At 70.2% G+C, this 16,468-nt stretch carries 13 protein-coding genes and 2 pseudogenes; 12 read left to right on the top strand and 3 right to left on the bottom strand.

Annotated features, from left to right (window positions below; translation table 11 throughout):
• The first annotated feature begins 107 nt into the window (after window positions 1-107).
• The 4 genes and pseudogenes from ACFXG1_RS15255 (at window position 108) to ACFXG1_RS15240 (ending at window position 3,657) form a co-directional block, all read left to right on the top strand.
• Window positions 108-1,445 carry a ferric reductase-like transmembrane domain-containing protein gene (locus ACFXG1_RS15255; protein WP_384711252.1) on the top strand — a complete coding sequence of 446 codons (1,338 nt, stop codon included), beginning with the start codon at window positions 108-110 and terminating at the stop codon, window positions 1,443-1,445.
• 75 nt (window positions 1,446-1,520) lie between these two features.
• The gene (locus ACFXG1_RS15250) at window positions 1,521-1,928 is read left to right on the top strand and encodes an FMN-binding protein (protein ID WP_384711255.1); all 408 of its coding nucleotides are present in this window, start codon (window positions 1,521-1,523) and stop codon (window positions 1,926-1,928) included.
• Between the two features lies 1 nt (window position 1,929).
• A pseudogene (locus tag ACFXG1_RS15245) lies at window positions 1,930-2,646 on the top strand (FAD:protein FMN transferase); the annotation flags it as partial.
• A 156-nt stretch (window positions 2,647-2,802) separates the two neighbouring features.
• Complete coding sequence (locus tag ACFXG1_RS15240; RefSeq protein WP_384742867.1) at window positions 2,803-3,657, top strand: intradiol ring-cleavage dioxygenase; 855 nt, start codon at window positions 2,803-2,805, stop codon at window positions 3,655-3,657.
• A gap of 179 nt (window positions 3,658-3,836) precedes the next feature.
• Here ACFXG1_RS15240 and ACFXG1_RS15235 read toward each other — a convergent pair whose 3' ends face one another.
• On the bottom strand, window positions 3,837-4,859 hold the full coding sequence (locus ACFXG1_RS15235) for a helix-turn-helix domain-containing protein (RefSeq protein ID WP_384711259.1): 1,023 nt from the start codon (window positions 4,857-4,859) through the stop codon (window positions 3,837-3,839).
• Between the two features lie 182 nt (window positions 4,860-5,041).
• On the opposite strand from ACFXG1_RS15235, the gene ACFXG1_RS15230 reads away from it, so the two are divergent.
• The 5 genes and pseudogenes from ACFXG1_RS15230 to ACFXG1_RS15210 all read left to right on the top strand — a co-directional run bounded on the left by ACFXG1_RS15230 (window position 5,042) and on the right by ACFXG1_RS15210 (window position 9,955).
• Window positions 5,042-5,773: a hypothetical protein gene (locus tag ACFXG1_RS15230; RefSeq protein ID WP_006376607.1), complete on the top strand. Its 732-nt coding sequence runs from the start codon at window positions 5,042-5,044 to the stop codon at window positions 5,771-5,773.
• Window positions 5,774-6,146: 373 nt separating this feature from the next.
• Window positions 6,147-7,556, top strand: a pseudogene (locus ACFXG1_RS15225) (serine hydrolase domain-containing protein); the annotation flags it as partial.
• Complete coding sequence (locus ACFXG1_RS15220; RefSeq protein ID WP_384711263.1) at window positions 7,549-8,148, top strand: VanZ family protein; 600 nt, start codon at window positions 7,549-7,551, stop codon at window positions 8,146-8,148. The pseudogene ACFXG1_RS15225 and the gene ACFXG1_RS15220, both read left to right, overlap by 8 nt.
• A gap of 18 nt (window positions 8,149-8,166) precedes the next feature.
• A complete protein-coding gene (locus ACFXG1_RS15215; RefSeq protein WP_384711266.1) occupies window positions 8,167-8,883 on the top strand; it encodes a response regulator transcription factor in 717 nt (238 codons plus the stop codon).
• Window positions 8,876-9,955 carry a sensor histidine kinase gene (locus ACFXG1_RS15210; protein WP_384711269.1) on the top strand — a complete coding sequence of 360 codons (1,080 nt, stop codon included), beginning with the start codon at window positions 8,876-8,878 and terminating at the stop codon, window positions 9,953-9,955. Before ACFXG1_RS15215 ends, ACFXG1_RS15210 begins: the two co-directional genes overlap by 8 nt.
• A 558-nt stretch (window positions 9,956-10,513) precedes the next feature.
• Here ACFXG1_RS15210 and ACFXG1_RS15205 read toward each other — a convergent pair.
• Window positions 10,514-11,098 (bottom strand): TetR/AcrR family transcriptional regulator, encoded by a 585-nt coding sequence (locus ACFXG1_RS15205; RefSeq protein ID WP_384711272.1) that lies wholly within the window; start codon window positions 11,096-11,098, stop codon window positions 10,514-10,516.
• 239 nt (window positions 11,099-11,337) lie between these two features.
• Here ACFXG1_RS15205 and ACFXG1_RS15200 point away from each other — a divergent pair, with 239 nt between their 5' ends.
• Both ACFXG1_RS15200 and ACFXG1_RS15195 read left to right on the top strand, forming a co-directional pair.
• Entirely contained in the window at window positions 11,338-11,817 is a 480-nt protein-coding gene (locus ACFXG1_RS15200) for a nitroreductase/quinone reductase family protein (RefSeq protein ID WP_384742864.1), read from the top strand.
• 600 nt (window positions 11,818-12,417) lie between these two features.
• Entirely contained in the window at window positions 12,418-12,717 is a 300-nt protein-coding gene (locus tag ACFXG1_RS15195) for a cytoplasmic protein (protein ID WP_384711278.1), read from the top strand.
• A 549-nt stretch (window positions 12,718-13,266) separates the two neighbouring features.
• Here ACFXG1_RS15195 and ACFXG1_RS15190 read toward each other — a convergent pair.
• The gene (locus ACFXG1_RS15190) at window positions 13,267-14,145 is read right to left on the bottom strand and encodes an alpha/beta fold hydrolase (RefSeq protein WP_384742761.1); all 879 of its coding nucleotides are present in this window, start codon (window positions 14,143-14,145) and stop codon (window positions 13,267-13,269) included.
• 112 nt (window positions 14,146-14,257) lie between these two features.
• Between ACFXG1_RS15190 and ACFXG1_RS15185 the strand changes: the two genes are divergently transcribed.
• Window positions 14,258-16,195: a BTAD domain-containing putative transcriptional regulator gene (locus ACFXG1_RS15185; protein ID WP_384742758.1), complete on the top strand. Its 1,938-nt coding sequence runs from the start codon at window positions 14,258-14,260 to the stop codon at window positions 16,193-16,195.
• Window positions 16,196-16,468 lie beyond the last annotated feature (273 nt).

Below are 16,468 nucleotides of genomic sequence, written 5' to 3'. Positions count from 1 at the left end.
AGACCCGGCGCCGATCGATAGGCACTTGAAAGCCGGACGACAGGGATCCGACAGCTTCCGCGCGCCAAGCTCGGGTGCACCGATTCCCGACCGAGGAGCTGCCGCTCGTGACAACCGTCGAATCGCGTCCCGTCACCACCCGGGGCGTACGGCCGAAAGTGGTGGCCCGCACCGGTCTGTACGTCGGCCTCACCGCGAACGCGGCCATCGTCGCGTACTTCTTCGTCCAGGCCGGATTCGCCTCCAACGCTCTGATCGTGCTGGGCCGGCTGACCGGTCTGTACGCCGCGCTGCTGATGGCCTTCCAACTGCTCCTGGTGGCCCGCATTCCCTGGCTCGACCGCCGGATCGGCATGGACCGGCTCACCGACTGGCACCGCTGGACCGGCTTCTCGCTGCTGTGGCTGCTGCTCGGCCATGCCGTCTTCATCGTGTTCGGCTATGCCCGGCCCACGGGGATGGGTCCGGTCGATCAGCTCGTCGATCTCGCCAAGACCGTCGAGGGTGTCGCCCGGGCCGTCGTCGCGCTGCTGCTGATCCTCGTGGTCGGCACGGTCTCCGCCCGTTTCGCCCGGCGCCGGCTGGCTTACGAGACCTGGCACTTCATCCACCTGTACACCTACCTCGCGGTGGTGCTGGCCTTCACCCACCAGGTCGCGGCCGGTACCTCCTTCGCCTCCTCCGGCCTCGCCACGGCCTACTGGTACGCGCTGTGGGGTGGCGCGCTCGGCGCGGTGGCCGTCGGCCGGATACTGCTGCCGCTGTGGCGCAACCGGCGGCACAAGCTGGTGGTCACCGCGGTCGTGCCCGAGTCGGACCACGTCGTGTCCGTCTATCTCACCGGCCGTGACCTGGACCGGCTGCCGGCCCGCGCCGGGCAGTTCTTCCTCTGGCGGTTCCTCACCCGCGACCGCTGGTGGCAGGCCAACCCGTTCTCCCTGTCGGCCGCACCCGACGGCCGTACGCTCAGGCTGACCGTCAAGGCCGTCGGGGCCGGCAGTGCCGCCCTGCGCCACATCGAGCCGGGCACCCGCGTCTTCGCCGAGGGCCCCTACGGCGCCTTCACTACCCTGCACCGCACCCGGCCGAACGCCGTGCTGATCGCAGGCGGTGTCGGAGTCACCCCGATCCGCGCGCTGCTGGAGGAACTGACCGGCCACGCCGTTGTCCTCTACCGCGTCGGCAGCGACAAGGACGCTGTCCTCTACGAGGAGCTGCGCGAACTCGCCCTGGCGCGTGGCGCCGAGCTGCGTCTGATCACCGGGCCGATCGAGCCGGACCCACTCGCCCCGCGCGCCCTGGCCGGGCTCGTACCGGACATCGCCGACCGCGACGTGTACCTCTGCGGCCCGCCCGGCATGACCACCGCGGTCCTCCGCGGCCTGCGTGAGCTGGGCGTACCCAAGCCCCAAATCCATTGCGAGCGGTTCAGCCTGGCCGGCTGACGCCGTGGCGCACCGGCGCCGGCCCACACCCGTGGCCGGCACGGAAGCGGCCACCGAAGCGACAAGGAAGTGATCGTGAAGCGAGTACTGCCCGTCCTCGCCCTGACCGTGATCGGTGTGATCCCGGTGTGGCGCTACGCGCCCTCCCACGGCAACGGCTCCACAACCGTGATGCCCCCACCGTCCGCGCCCTCCCCGTCCACCGGGACCTCCGGCATCGACGGTGTCGTCCTCACCGGGCCCACGATCGACACCGAGAAGGGTCCCGTGCAGGTCGAGGTCGTCTTCGAGGGCGACACGATCAGCGCGGTACGGATGCTCCGGCAGCCGAACCACCCCCAGACCCACGCGGCCGTGCCCACGCTCATCGAGGACACCCTGCGGCTCCAGGGGGCCGATATCGACACGGTCTCCGGAGCGACCATCACCAGCGACGCCTACAAGGACTCCCTCCAAGCCGCGATCGACGCGAAAGGCAACTGATATGCACCGGATGGAACACGTGATGGGCTTCCCCGTCTCGCTGCGGATCGACGACGAGGACGTACCGGAAGGGCTCGCCGACGCGATGTTCGGGTGGCTGCGTGAGGTCGACACGCGATTCAGCCCGTTCAAACCGGACAGCGAGGTCAGCCGGCTCGACCGGGGGGACATCGGGCCGGACGACATCAGCGCGGACCTGGCCGAGGTGCTGCTCCTGTCGGAGCGGTACCGGACCGAGACCGGGGGCGCCTTCGACGTACGGCTGCCGGGACGAGGGCTCGATCCGAGCGCGGTGGTGAAGGGATGGTCCGTACAGCGGGCAGCGCGGCTGCTGAAGGAGGCAGGGGTACGGAGGTTCTGCCTCAACGCCGGGGGTGACGTGGTGGTCGGGGGAGGGCCCTGGCGGGTGGGGGTGCGCCATCCCGAGATCCGGGATCAGGTATGTGTCGTCCTGGAGCTCGACGAGGGAGCGGTGGCCACTTCCGCACGGTACGAGCGGGGGAACCACATCGTCGACGGGCGCACGGGACTGCCTGCGACGGAATTACTGAGCCTGACGGTCGTCGCCCCTACGCTGACCGAGGCGGATGCGACGGCGACCGCCGCGTTCGCACTCGGTGTCGAAGGGATCGCCTGGGCCTCCGGGAGGGACGGGTGCGAGGTCTTCGCCGTCGACAGGGAGCGACGGGTGCGGAGAAGCAGCGGACTGCCCGTCGCGGTCAGGGACGAGGGAGCCGGACGCGCCGAACCGGCGGATCCCTCTCGCCCGGCGTCCGCTCCCGTCACTGCGGGAACCGCCGTCCCGCCCACAGCTCCCCGCGCTCTGCCGGAGACAGCCGCGGTTCTCCGGACCACGACTGACGGCAAACCCCATGTGAGCCGTCGTTTCCTCCTTGCCGCCGGCGGTGTCGGCGTCACCGCCATCGGGCTGAGCGGTGTCCACCTCGCCACCACCGACTCGCGGGCGGCGGCCACGGTGGCCTCCTCCGCCTCCGGCCCGTCGTCAGCGCCGGACCTCCTGCCGCTGGTGAAGGAGACCACCGAGGGCCCGTACTACCTCGACTACGACAAGCACCGTGTCGATATCACCGAGGGCAGGCCCGGCACACCGCTGGAGCTGCGCATCCAGGTGCTGAACGCGAAGAACGGCAAGCCGGTGCCCGAGGCGGCGGTCGACATCTGGCAGTGCGACGCGCTCGGCATCTACTCGGGGTACGAGGAGACCTCGGAGGCCATGAACGAAGGCGAGCTGGTGTTCGACGGCCCGATTCCGAAGCTGCCGCCGGACAGCAAGACCACCTATCTGCGCGGCTTCCAGATGACCGGCCGCGACGGCTGGGTGCGCTTCCGTACCGTCTTCCCCGGCTGGTACACCGGGCGGACCGTCCACATCCACGCCAAGGTGCACACCAGGGGAGTCCTGCTGGACCGGGCGTACGCCCAAGGCGTCACCGTGCACACCGGACAGGTCTTCTTCCCCGAGGACCTCACCGCGGCGGTCAGCAGGGTACGGCCGTACACGCGGAACGACCTGCCCCGCACCACCAACAGCACGGACCCCTTCTACTCCGGTGATACGGCCGCCAACGGTTTGCTCACGGTGGAGTGGGACCGCGACGACGCGACGAGGCCGATCCGCGCGTCCATCAGGACCGCTGTCGACCTGGACGCGGTCAACCCGGGACGGAGGGGCAACCCGCCGCCCGGCCCGGTCCGGCCGGGCCCCTGACAACCGGGTCCTCCTCCGGCTCCCTGCAGGAATAGGGAGCTGGTCGTCGGGGACGACGCTGCCCGGCCTCGACGGGCTTGAAGAAACCCGCCCCCTGCGCGGCCGGCAACGAGCCCCCGTGCTGTTGCCGGCCGAGCGCGCCGGGGAAGACGCGCGGAGTCGGAGCCGCGTGGAGCACATCAGGCTTCCACGGCGGCGGCGCCCAACGCGCGGTACTCCGAAGGTGACATGCCGTACGACGCCCGAAAGGCCCGGCTGAATTCGGCGGGCTGCGGAAACCCCCAACGGCGGCCGATGGCGTGCACCGGCCGGCGCCGGTACAGCGGGTTGACCAGGTCCGCCTGGCACCGCTGGAGCCTTCTCCGCCGGATCCAGGCGGCGACGGTCAGCTCCTGCCCCTGGAAGATCTGATGCAAGTAGCGTACCGACACGTGGTGGTGGGCGGCCACCATCACGGGCGTCAGCCCCGGGTCCGCCAGGTTGAGTTCGATGAAGTCGAGCATGCGGTGCAGCAGCACCTGACGCTTGCTTTCGGGCGGCAGCACCGCCGAGGCGTTCATCCTCTGGGCGAGGAAGGCGGTGCACAGTTCCAGCACCACGGAGCCGAGCCGCACCGCGTCCCCGGGGCTCCAGACGCCGGCCCCGCCCTCCCCGACAGCCGTGGCGCTCCCGTCGGTCTGGTGCAGGGCTCCCCGCAGAAAGCCGGCCAGCAGCGTCCCCATCCCACTGTCGGTGGACATCCGCCGCGCCAGCAGTTCGTTGATCCGGGCCTCGGGCAACGGCAGCGCCGTACGAGGGATGTGCACGATGATCGCGCGCGAGAGCGGCTCCGGGCCCCCGCCCAGCCCGCGGCCGTCGAACGGCTGGGAGGTGTCCCACAGCAGCAGGTCACCGGCGCCCACCCGGGCATCGGAGCGGCGTTGTTCCAGCCACATGTCGCTGCCGAGGATCAGACAGAGCTCGTACGCCTCCGGATCCGAACGGCGGATCAGCTTCGGCGTCCGTTCCGACCGGATGGCCGGCATGGAGAGCAGCGAGAGCCTGACCGCGCCCATCCGCACCAAACCGAGCCCGGCCCGGAAGTCATCGTGGTGGTCACTGCTGATCCGGGTGGGCGCGGTGTCCCGCCCCACCAACTCGCACCACCAGCCGAACCGTTCGGCGGCCGGTACGACCGCGCTATCGAGCGATTCCAGGATCATGAAGCATCCTCCTGGCTCTTCTGTCCTGGTCAGCCATCGTCGGGCATGGCGGCCGCCGTACGGTTGACGACCTTCCCGCCCCGGTCCGGGCTCACACTCGCCGCCCAGCCCTCTCGGCCGGAAGGGACGGGGCAGGCGTTTAATCGGATGTGCGTACGGCGCGGGGTTGTTAGGTTCGCCGTGTGCCGAAGCTGAATCAGATCATCGCAGTCGAAAAAGGCGTCAAGTCCAAGGCCCTCCAGGAGCTCACCCAGGCTCACCAGGACGTGCAGAAGCCTGCCCTCCTGGCCGGTATCTCCCGGACCTACCAGCCCAAGGACGAGGAGGGCGAGCAGCTGCCGCCCGAGTCCACGCGGGTGCAGATCAAGGCCGAGGACGCTCTGCGGGCGACCGCCGGGACGCTGACGCGGCTCTTCGACGTGACCGCGACCAAGGACTGGGCGAACCGGTCCGCGGTCGCGGACGTGGTGGTCGACGGTACGGTGCTGTTGCCCCAGGTGCCCGTCCCGTACCTGTTGTTCCTGGAGAAGCAACTCACCGACCTGCACACCTTCGTACGCAAGCTCCCGGTGCTCGACGCCTCCGAGTCGTGGAACCTGGACCCGTCGACGGACTCGTGGAAGACGGATCCGGTGCGGACCATCCGCACGAAGAAGGTTCCGCGCAACCATGTGAAGGCGGAGGCCACGGAGAAGCACCCGGCGCAGGTCGAGGTGTACTACGAGGACGTCCCGGTCGGTTACTGGACCACGGTGAAGTTCTCCGGCGCGCTGCCCGCCCGGCGGGTCAACGAGCTCCTCGACCGTGTCGAGAAGCTCCAGCAGTCCGTCAAGTTCGCCCGTGAGGAGGCGAACAACACCGAGGTCACCGACCAGCGGGTCGGCGACGCGGTATTCGGCTACCTCTTCCGGTAGCCCCCACAAACGCCCTCCGTCGCGAGCGGAGGGTGCGCGATGAGCGCAAGCTGAAACTGATGTTGAAGCTGATGAAGGGGTGTCAGTTGGGGGTTCGAATCCCTCTCCCCGCACCACCTGCGGGGGTGGCCCAAGCCTGGCAGAGGCGGCCCCGTGAAACTCAGATTCTCGCTCCAGTCTCAGTATTCGCCGCCGAACACCGGATCGACCGAGCGTGGGCGAATATCGACGGATGGGGGTTCAAGTCCCCCCGGCGCCTCTCTCGTGGCGCTGTAGTTCAAAGGCAGAACACGTCGGTCTCAATATGACCCGCGGTTCTTAAACGCCGCCGGTGTGCGCAAATGGGTGGCAAGCTGGAGCCCGGGAGCTGGACATGCTCCCGGGCTCCGTCACGTTCCGGACCGCGGCTTGCGCTGCGACCGGGAGGTACACCGGATCTCCGCACCAGTACCAGCGCGTTCATAGACGGCGAAGGCTCAGCAACGCGACTGGTCATGCCGCCTCGTCATGCCCGGATCGCGGATGGGGATTCCGTGTATCGCGAGCGTATCGAAAATCGCATACGCCGACGCAACGGCCTTACGTCTTCAGTGGAGGCATGAACCACAGCGCATCACAGTCAACGCCAGATGTGTTCGACCGGGAGCGGCCCGTGACCATGGATTCGGATTCGGATTCGGATGCGGTACGGGGCGTCGAGCGTCGGCGGCTGTTCGGATGGGCCGGGCTGACTACCGCCGGCATGGCGGCGGGCGTGCCGCTGGTGGGCGCCGGGACCGGCCACGCCTACGCGGCCCCGACCGACTCGTCCGGGGACGACCGGATCCCGCGGGACACCCTGCCCGGCGGAGCTTTCGACCGATACGTGGCGCAGCTGGCCGCCGAGGGCAAGTTCTGCGGCGTGGTGCTGCTGTCGCACCGGGGCCGCACGGTCCTGTCTCGCAGCTACGGCATGGCCGACGAGGAGCAGGGGATCCCCAACCGCGAGGGCATCGCGTTCGGCCTCAGTTCGGCGGGCAAGCCGTTCCACGCGGTGGCCGTCTTGCAGCTGGCGCAGCAGGGCAGGCTGCGGCTGTCGGACACGGTGGGCGCCCACCTGACCGGCTTCGCCAAGGACATCGCCGAGCAGGTGACCATCCACCACCTGCTGTCCGGCACCTCCAGGCTGGATTCCCCGGATGAGGACGTGCAACGCGTCTTCCAGAGCCGGGACGAGGTGCACCAGTACTACGAGCAGCGGGCCCGGCAGGCGAACCTCGTGGGCGTCCCGGGCACTCCCAACACCGCCCACACGGAGGCGGAGACCACCATGTCCGCACTGATCGTGGAGGCCGTGGCCGGCACGACGTACTGGGACTACGTCCAGGAGAACATCTTCAAGCGCTGCGGCATGACCGGCTCGGCGTTCTCCACCAGGCCGCAGTGGCTCACCGACCCGCACATCGCGCACCCGTACATGAAACTGGCCGACGGCCAAGTGGTGGACGCGCTCCGCAACCTGGACCAGGGCAGCCCGTACCCGTACGTACTCGGCAAGAACCCGGGCCGCGCCTTCATCGACGCCCCCGGGGACGGCGGCTTCGCCACCGCGCCGGATCTGGTCCGATTCGCGCAGGCGCTCACCGACGGTACGGTGCTGGACCGGCCCTGGGCCGACGTGCTCTTCGGGGCAAAAATCCCCCACGGGCCGACGTCGTTCGGTGCGTACGGGCTCGCGATCAACATCGTCAACGGCCAGTGGAAGTACCAGCGTGCCGGTGGAAACCCCGGTGTCGGTGCCAACTGGAGCATCTACCCGTACACCGGCTGGGTCGCCGTCACCCTCATCAACCGCGACTCCGACAGCCTGGCGGACATCCTCGGGCGGCAGACGCAGGCCATCACCGGCGCCGCGCCCCCCGGCGGGGCGGGCGGCTGAGGTGGGCATGGTCTACGGGACGGTGCCGATGGTGTGGCTGACCCTGCAACCGGGCCCGGGGGCCGGCGTCGTCCCCGGCCGGGTGAGTCCGATCCCGTTGCGGGACCTGGTCACGATGGGGCCGGTCGGGATCGGCGGCAACCTGCTGATCTTCGCGGCGCTGGGCTTCTTCGCTCCGATGCGGTTCGCGGCGCCGGCGTCCGCGCCGCGGATCCTGGTGCTCGGGGCGAGCTGCTCGGTCCTGGTCGAGACCGCACAGTACGTCCTGCGGCTGGACAGGGTGTCGTCGGTGGATGACGTACTGGTCAACGCCGCCGGTGCCGTGCTGTTCGGGCTTGCGTCGCGCCGCTGGTGGCGCACTGCGGCGGAGGTGCCGCCGGACCGGCCTCGCCCCGCGCCCGGCGCCGGCAGGGCGCGTGGCGTTTCCGGTGGGCACCCGTCGGCGCCGATTCTGTGACGACCTTAGGGTTCACGCATGCGCGTACTGATCGTGGAGGACGAGCCCTACCTGGCCGAGGCGGTCCGTGACGGCCTGCGGCTGGAGGCGATTGCCGCCGACATCGCCGGTGACGGCGACACCGCCCTGGAATTGCTCAGCCTCAACTCGTACGACATCGCGGTCCTCGACCGTGACATCCCCGGACCCTCCGGCGACGAGGTCGCCCGGCGCATCGTCGCTTCCGGCAGCGGCATCCCGATCCTCATGCTCACCGCTGCCGACCGGATCGACGACAAGGCGTCCGGTTTCGAGCTCGGCGCCGACGACTACCTCACCAAACCGTTCGAACTGCGGGAGCTCGTCCTGCGGCTGAGGGCGCTCGACCGCAGACGCGGGTACGCCCGGCCGCCGGTGCGCGAGATCGCGGGCCTGCGGCTCGACCCGTTCCGGCGGGAGGTCTTCCGCGACGAACGCTACGTCGCGCTCACCCGCAAGCAGTTCGCGGTACTGGAAGTCCTCGTCTCCGCCGACGGCGGGGTCGTCAGGGCCGAGGAGCTGCTGGAACGGGCCTGGGACGAGTACGCCAATCCGTTCACCAACGCCGTGCGCATCACCGTCTCCGCGCTGCGCAAACGGCTCGGCGAACCATGGATCATCACCACGGTGCCCGGCGTCGGCTACCGGATCGACACCGGTACGAAGACCGTGGCCCCGGACCGGGACATCGCCGCCCCCGGCAGTCCGTATGCCTAGACCCCCGGGGCTCAGCACCCGACTGAAACTCACCCTCAGCTACGCCGGGTTCGTTCTGCTCGCCGGCGTTCTCCTGCTGGCCGTGGTGTGGGGGTTCCTCCTGCGCTACGTACCGGACAGCGATGTGGGTCTTCTCAGGGTCGCGCCCAACCGCTACGTCCTCCTGCAGGTCTTCGGCCCCGCCGCAGCCGCGGCGATGGTCTTCCTGCTCGTGTTCGGGCTGGTCGGGGGATGGATCCTGGCCGGCCGGATGCTCGCACCACTCACACAGATCACGGACGCGGTCCGGACAGCCGAGAACGGATCGCTGTCCCACCGGATCGGCATGAAGGGCCGCCGGGACGAATTCCGCGAACTCTCCGACGCGCTCGACTCGATGCTCGAACAACTCGAATCCCACGTCGCCGAGCAGCAGCGATTCGCCGCGAACGCCTCCCACGAGCTGCGCACCCCGCTGGCGATCTCGCGGACGCTCCTCGATGTCGCTCGCAAGGATCCGACGCGGGAACGGGACGACCTCATCGAACGTCTGTACGCAGTCAACCGGCGGGCGACCGACCTCACCGAGGCCCTCCTGCTGCTCAGCCGCGGCGACCGCGGAAACTTCACCCGCGAGAGCGTCGATCTGTCCCTCATCGCCGAAGAAGCCGCCGAAACGCTGCTTCCCCTCGCCGAACGGCGCCGGATCACGCTGGATGTCACCGGCGGACCGGCTCGGACCAGCGGCTCCGCGGAGCTCCTGCTGCGGACGGCGACGAACCTCGTCCAGAACGCCATCGTCCACAACCTCCCCGCCGATGGCACCGTAACCATCCACACCGAGGCCCACGGCGACATGAGCGTGCTGCGAGTCGAGAACACGGGTCGCCGGCTCCCACCGGAACTGGTACCGACCCTCGTCGAACCCTTCCAGCGTGGAACAGAACGCGTACGCACCGACGAACACGCCGGCGTCGGCCTCGGCCTGGCCATCGTGCACAGCATCGTCCGGGCCCATGGAGGGGCCCTCGACCTCGTCCCCAACCCCGTCGGCGGCCTGCTCGTCACGGTCCGGCTTCCCCGCACGCCGTAGGCGGCGTTCCCCGAGCGGGCCCGTTCGGGCCAGCGCCGTTCTCGGCGATCAGACCGAGTGCCAGCGTCGGCCTACGGAGCGAATGCCCGGAGCCGAAGCACTGCCGGCGGCCTCGTGCCCGCCGACGCTGCGGTACCCCGTCCGCCGTGCTCATCCAGGCCCGCACAGCATGCGACAAACGCGGCGGCAACGACGGCCGCAAGCACAGCCTTCTTCCCGCGAGTGCGCAGGAGCCCGTGACTCATGTGCCTCGCACGATGCACAACCGATAAACCGGGTGTTGCAGGCGTCGGGCTTCACCCCGGCTTTCCAGTGCATGAACTTGGTCCGCTCGTAGCCCGTACGGTCCTCCGTCCGTACGGGCAACATGCCGACAGCGACGCCGATCCGCGCGATCTCGGGTGCGGGTGCGGGTGCGGGCGGCGGCGTGTGCCGGGACGGTTGAGGGTGAGGGGCAGCAGGGGCAGAGCGCTGGTGAGGGCGCAACGCGTCAGGCGCCGGTACGGACCGTTGCTGGATTTGCCTGTCCCTCGAAACGTGGTGTGGAGGGGGATGTGGTCAGTGGCCGCCCGGCAGGAGTCGTTCCAGGTAGACATCCAAGGCTTCGGCTGCGACGGCCGGAGGCAGTGCGGTGGGGGCGGTGACCGCGTCGAACATGAGGCCGTCGACCAGTGCGAGCAGCAGCCGGGCGTCCCGGGCGGGATGGAGAACGGGGTGACCGGAGGGTGGGGCGGGGAGTGCGGCGAGTGTCTGCCGCAGTTCGTCGTGGATGGCAGTCAAAGTCGCGTTCTGAATGGCGGCAAGCGTGGGCGAGGTCGTGGCACGGGCGGCGAAGGCGAGATAGACGCGGCACTCCGCGAGGCGCTGCGCATCCAGCGGAAGGAGCTGCCGCAGGACGGCGCCCATGGCCTGCCGACGCCCTGCGGCGGCCTCCAGGCCGCGGATGCGGGCGCGTGTGCGGTCCACCACCTGCCGGAAGGCGAAGGCGAGCATCTCGTCCTTGGTCGAGAAGTAGTACTGCACCGCCCCGATGGACACCCCCGCGACGGAGGCGACCTCCCGAACGCTGACCTGGTCGAGCCCGCGAGTAGCGGCGATATGCAGCAGGGCATCGGCAAGCTTCACCTGACGCGATTCATTCATAACGACTACAATACGGTCGTATGGGACATAATCGATTTAATCCGCCTAGAGCATTCGGACTGCTCACCGCCACCACGATCGCGGCCGTCCTGGTGTGGGCCTGGTGGCTTATCGACCCCACCGCACCACGGGGCGCCGTACTGCCCGCCGCCCTCAGCGCCGCCCTCGCGGCCAATGTCGCCCTGACGCTGACCAGCGCACGGTTCAAGCGCGCCCTGGTCACCCCCGTGCAGCGATACCTGATCAACCCGCCCATCCGCCTGTTGCTGCGCATCGGGCTGATGCCGCTGGGCTACGCCCTGCTGGAAACTCGCGGACGCGTCAGCGGCCGGCGCCGCGCCACCCCCGTCGGCAACGGCCGACAGGGAAATACCTTCTGGGTCGTCGCCGAACACGGCCGACGAGCCGGGTACGTACGCAACATTGAGAAGAATCCGCAGGTCCGCGTCAGACTCCGCCAGGGCTGGCACTTCGTCTGGAAGGACGGCACAGCCCATCTGCTCCCCGACGACGACCCCTACGCGCGGCAACGGCAACTCGGCCGCTACCACCCCCTGCGCGCCCTCAACGCGGTCGTCGTACGTGTCATGGGAACCACCGAACTGCTGACCGTCCGCATCGACCTGCACGACATCCCACGGCGAAGCACCCTCACCCCGAACGTACCGGCGGGCGGGGTGCAAGGGGCCGTACCGGCTGGGCACGCGCCTGCCGGGTGAACCCGGCCCGGCAGCCACAGGCTGTTGAGAGCCACGGGTATCCACACCCCCGAGGTGCGCCGGTTCGTCACCTTCCGCCCCCGGGAGCGTTCGGCGTCACCTGCTCAATCCAGCAGTCGGCCGCACTTCGATAGGTGGTGCGGTGGAGCGTCAGCTCGAAGTAGCGGCCTCCCAGGGCTTTCCCCCTTGCGGCCCGTCGAGCCATGAGGGCCTCGACTTGCCCGAGGGTGATGATGGTCGCGCTCCAGCGGGATCCGTCCTTCAGGTCCACGAACAAATACTCACCCTAATGGGCTAATTGGCGCGCGGGCCAGCAGGGACATGGAAGAGAATGGGTGTCTATCGGCCTCTTCTGCGGCTCATCGCTCTTGGTGTTGAGGGATGAGGCCGCAGAGGGACAGAAAACCCCGGTGAATACCGCCTTCCCGCACAGGCTCGATGTCGTCACCGAGGACAAAGGCCCCGCGCAAGGCGGGTGGACCCTGGAGCCGGTCATTCCTCGTCGGCGGGATCCGCCGTCGGGTCCGGTGATCCAGCGGCGCAGGGCACGGGCCGGGAGCGGTCTTCCCGCCAATTCATTTCTGGAATCGAGGATCCGTTGTGGACGACAGTCGGCACCCCACGGTGACCGACCCGGACCTCTACCGGGTCATTTTCGAGAACGATAGGGTCCGGGTCGTGGAGTTCCGCGACATGCCGGGCACGCGCACCCTGCGGCACCACCACCCCGACAGCGTGCTGATCACGCTGAGCGCCTTCCGCCGACGCATGACGATCGACGACCGGATCATCGAAGTGGACCGCGCCCCGTTCGAGGCGGGTTGGATGGTCGAGCACACCCACATCGGGGAGAACGTGGGCGACACCCCGACGCATGTGATCTTCGTGGAGATCAAGTAGGGGCAGCCGATACGCGGCCGAAAGAGCCCGGTACTTATGAAGGTGCCGCCCGGGCGCATTGTCTGCGCGGTGTGACGGCACGGACGCGGATGCCGTCCCGGGCCGGCAGGTCCGGACCGGGCTCAATGGACGGCTCCTCCCGGACTCCCTGCACCAGACCGGATGCATCCGGCCACCCCTCGCACTCCGGCCGGTGCTCCAGCGCAGGCAACTGCTCCATCGCGACCATGCCCGGCCGGGCCACCGCCTCCAGCAGACCCAGAACGGCCTGGTGCAGCGCACCCCTCTGGACGGCGGACGACCCAGCGGGCCCGGCCGCTCTACCTCGCGACCGTCTTCGACCTTGCTTCACGCGCCGGAGGTCAGCAGGGGTCCGGCAAGGCAAGGGTCCGATCGGCTCCGGCGCGGACAACGCCGCCGAGGAAAGCTTCAACGCCGCGCCTTCAAGAGGGAGACGCTCAAAGGCCGGGAAACCTGGCCGAGCGAGCACGAGGCCAGGCTCGACGCCTTCCGCCGGCTGACCCGGCCGACGGGTCGGGAACAGGAGGCTCAGCGGGCCAGCAGGTCCTGGATCGCCTCGGCGATCTCGTCGGGTGCCTCCTCGGCCATGAAGTGCCCGGCGCGGGTCAGCCGGTGGTCCAGGTCCGGCGCCCACGCCTTCCACACCGCGGCAGCGTCGTAGCCGAGCTGCGCGCCCCAGTCCTGCTGGACGACCGTCACGGGCATGGCCAGCTGCGACCCGGCGTCCAGGTCCGCCTGGTCGTGCGTGACGTCGATGCCCGCCGAGGCCCGGTAGTCCGCGACGATCGACGTCACCGCCGCGGCGCTCGCCCGCAGGTACTCGGCGCGCACATCCTCGGGTACGGCGGTCGGGTCGTTGGCCCAGGCGTCGAGGAACGAGCCGAAGAACGCGTCCGCGCTGCCTGCGATCATCGCCTCCGGCAGGCCCGGCGGCTGCGCCATCAGGAAGAGGTGGTAGCCGACCGCCGCCGAGGTGCCATGCAGGACGTTCCACATGTCGAGCGTCGGCACGACATCGAGGATGCCCAGGTGTGTGATGGTCTCGGGGTGGTCAAGACCCGCCCGGAAGGCGACCAGGGCGCCCCGGTCGTGACCGACGAGGGCGAAGCGCTCGTGGCCGAGGGCCGCCGCCAGGGTCACGGCGTCGGCGGCCATGGTGCGCTTGGCGTACACATCGGGGTCGGTGGCCGCCGGCTTGCCGCTGGCGCCGTAGCCCCGCAGGTCAGGACAGATCACCGTGTGCTCGTCGGCGAGCCGCTCGGCTACGTGTCGCCACATGAGGTGGGTCTGGGGAAAACCGTGCAACAGCACGACCGGGCTGCCGCTGCCGCCGACAGCCGCAGCCAGCTCCACACCGTCCGCACCGGGCAGGCGGATGTGATCGAAGCCGGGAATGGTGAGTGTCATGAAGGACCACCCTTTCGGGTCGGGGACTGGACCGGATCAGCTTGGGCGACGGCGATCAGCAGCCGATCAGTACGGTGGGGCGCAGCCGGCCTCCGGCACGGAGGATGGGGGCATGCGAATCGACGTGCTCGGTGCCGTGCGGGCCTTCCGCGACGACGGCAGTCCGGTTGACCTGGGCGGACCCCGCCATCGTGAGGTACTCGCCCGGCTCGTCGCCGCCGAGGGACAGATGGTCACCACCGACACCCTCGTCAACGACCTGTGGACCGATCCGCCTGCCCGCGCCATCGGCGCTTTGCGTACCTTCGTCGCCGCGCTGCGCCGCGCCCTCGAACCCGACCGACCGCCCCGCGATCCGCCGCGCGTCATCGTCACCGAAGGCCCCGGCTACGCGCTGCGCCTGCCGCGCGAGGACGTGGACGTCCACCGGTTCCAGGACACCCTGGCCCGAGCCCGCCGCAACCCCGACGCGGCGGGCGACCTCGGCACGGTACTCGCGGACTGGCGAGGACCCGCCTACGCCGATGTGACCGGCGCCCCATGGGCGCAGCGCGAGCGGACCCGACTGGAGGAGCTGAGGTTGGAGGGGGCGGAACTGCGCGCCCGCATCCTCCTCGACTCCGGGGAAGGGGCGGACCTCGTCGCCGAACTGGGTGCCCATGTCGCCGAACACCCGTGGCGCGAGCCGGCCTGGGGGCTCCTTGCCCGCGCGCTGTACCGCGCGGGCCGCCGGGCCGACGCGCTTGCCACCCTCCGCCGCGCCCGCACAATGCTCGTCGACCAACTCGGACTCGACCCCGGTGCCGGCCTCCAGCGCCTGGAGACGGACATCCTCAACGGGTCCGTGCCGCCCGAAGGAGCCCGTACCGCGTGGACCGGCCCCGGCGTCCGTCTCGGCCCACGCACCACCGTGGATCTGGCCCGCACGCTCGCACTGGCGGGCGGCGACGCCCTCGTCCACTCGCGGCGCGACCGCCTCTCCGCCGTCCAGGCGGCGGAACGCACCGGGGACCCCTCCCTGACCGCCCGGATCATCGGCGCCTACGACGTGCCCGCCATCTGGAGCCGGGCCGACGACCCCGAGCAGTCCCGCGCCGTCGTCGCGGCCGCCGAGCGCACCCTCACCGCGCTCGGCCCGGACGGCCCCGACGACCTGCGCGCCCGCCTCCTTGCCACGATCGCCGTCGAGAGCCGCAGCGCCGATCTGTCCGTAACCGAGCTGAAGCACGCGCAGCAGGCGGCACTGCAGGCCGAGGCACTGGCACGGGACCTGGCCGATCCCGCCCTGCTGGCCTTCGCCCTCAACGGGGTGTTCCTGCAGTCCTTCACCCGCCCCGGGCTCGCGGCGGTACGAGACCGGATCGGCGCCGAGATCCTCGACCTGGCCACCCGGCACGAGCTGCCGAACTTCGCCGTACTCGGCCGGCTCGTCCGCCTGCAATCCGCCTCGGCCCTCGGCGACCTCGACGCCGCAACCTCGCACGCCCATGCGGCCGACCAGCTCGCCGCCACCACCGAAGCGCCCCTCGTCCCCGTCCTCACCAGATGGTTCAGGGCCCGGGCCACGGCCGCCCGCAGCACCGAACCCGGCGGACCGACCGCCGCCACGGCAGCAGCCCACTACCGCGCTGCCGAGGACGCCCTCCGGACGGCCGGAATGCCCGGACTGCATCGGGGCCTGTTCCCGCTCGCCCTCCTGGGACTGCGCCTGCTGCACGACCGGCCCGCGCCCACCGACCCGCACCTCGACTGGGGCCCGTACCGACTCTGGGCGCGACCCCTCGTGCTGCTCGCCCAGGACCGGGTCGAGGAGGCCCGTGCCACCCTCATCGCGGTGCCCGAACCACCGCGTGACCACATGCAGGAAGCCATGTGGTGCCTGACCGCCCGCGCCGCCGTACGCCTCGGCGAGCGCGAGATCGCCGCACGCGCCGAGGTTGCCCTGCGCGATGCCCGTGCCGAACACGCCGGCGCCGCCGGCGGAATGCTGACTCTGGGCCCCGTCGCGCGCTACCTGACCGAGGCGCAGGCTTGCGCCGGAACGGGGTAAGCGACCGCCATACGCGTACCCCGAGCCCGTGGTGATCCACTGCCCGTAAGTGACGGCCGTCGTGGCGATCCGGGCGACAGTGGTGGTCCCCGCCGGCTGGTGGACCAGCGAGGAGCGGTCCAGGCCTTCATCGACAACGGCGGCGACCCCGGGTGGTTCGCCGTGCCGGCGGCGGCCCGCCCCCCCCCCCCACGCCGACCCCCCGGATGCGGGGGGGCGTTGCCCCCCCGCCCCCCCCGGGGCCGGGACGCAGCCCCGCCGGTAAGGCGAGGA

Source organism: Streptomyces sp. NPDC059248 (genome assembly GCF_042753905.1).
Lineage (GTDB): Bacteria > Actinomycetota > Actinomycetes > Streptomycetales > Streptomycetaceae > Streptomyces.
The sequence above is the reverse complement of the archived record's forward strand: the minus strand, read 5'-3'. Positions and strand labels throughout refer to the sequence as shown.

Excerpts from the sequence above, each read along its gene's own strand:
- ACFXG1_RS15210 (WP_384711269.1), top strand. The coding sequence starts at position 8,876 with ATGCCTAGACCCCCGGGGCTCAGCACCCGACTGAAACTCACCCTCAGC.
- ACFXG1_RS15215 (WP_384711266.1), top strand. The coding sequence starts at position 8,167 with ATGCGCGTACTGATCGTGGAGGACGAGCCCTACCTGGCCGAGGCGGTC.
- ACFXG1_RS15185 (WP_384742758.1), top strand. The coding sequence starts at position 14,258 with ATGCGAATCGACGTGCTCGGTGCCGTGCGGGCCTTCCGCGACGACGGC.
- ACFXG1_RS15190 (WP_384742761.1), bottom strand. The coding sequence starts at position 14,145 with ATGACACTCACCATTCCCGGCTTCGATCACATCCGCCTGCCCGGTGCG.
- ACFXG1_RS15205 (WP_384711272.1), bottom strand. The coding sequence starts at position 11,098 with ATGAATGAATCGCGTCAGGTGAAGCTTGCCGATGCCCTGCTGCATATC.
- ACFXG1_RS15235 (WP_384711259.1), bottom strand. The coding sequence starts at position 4,859 with ATGATCCTGGAATCGCTCGATAGCGCGGTCGTACCGGCCGCCGAACGG.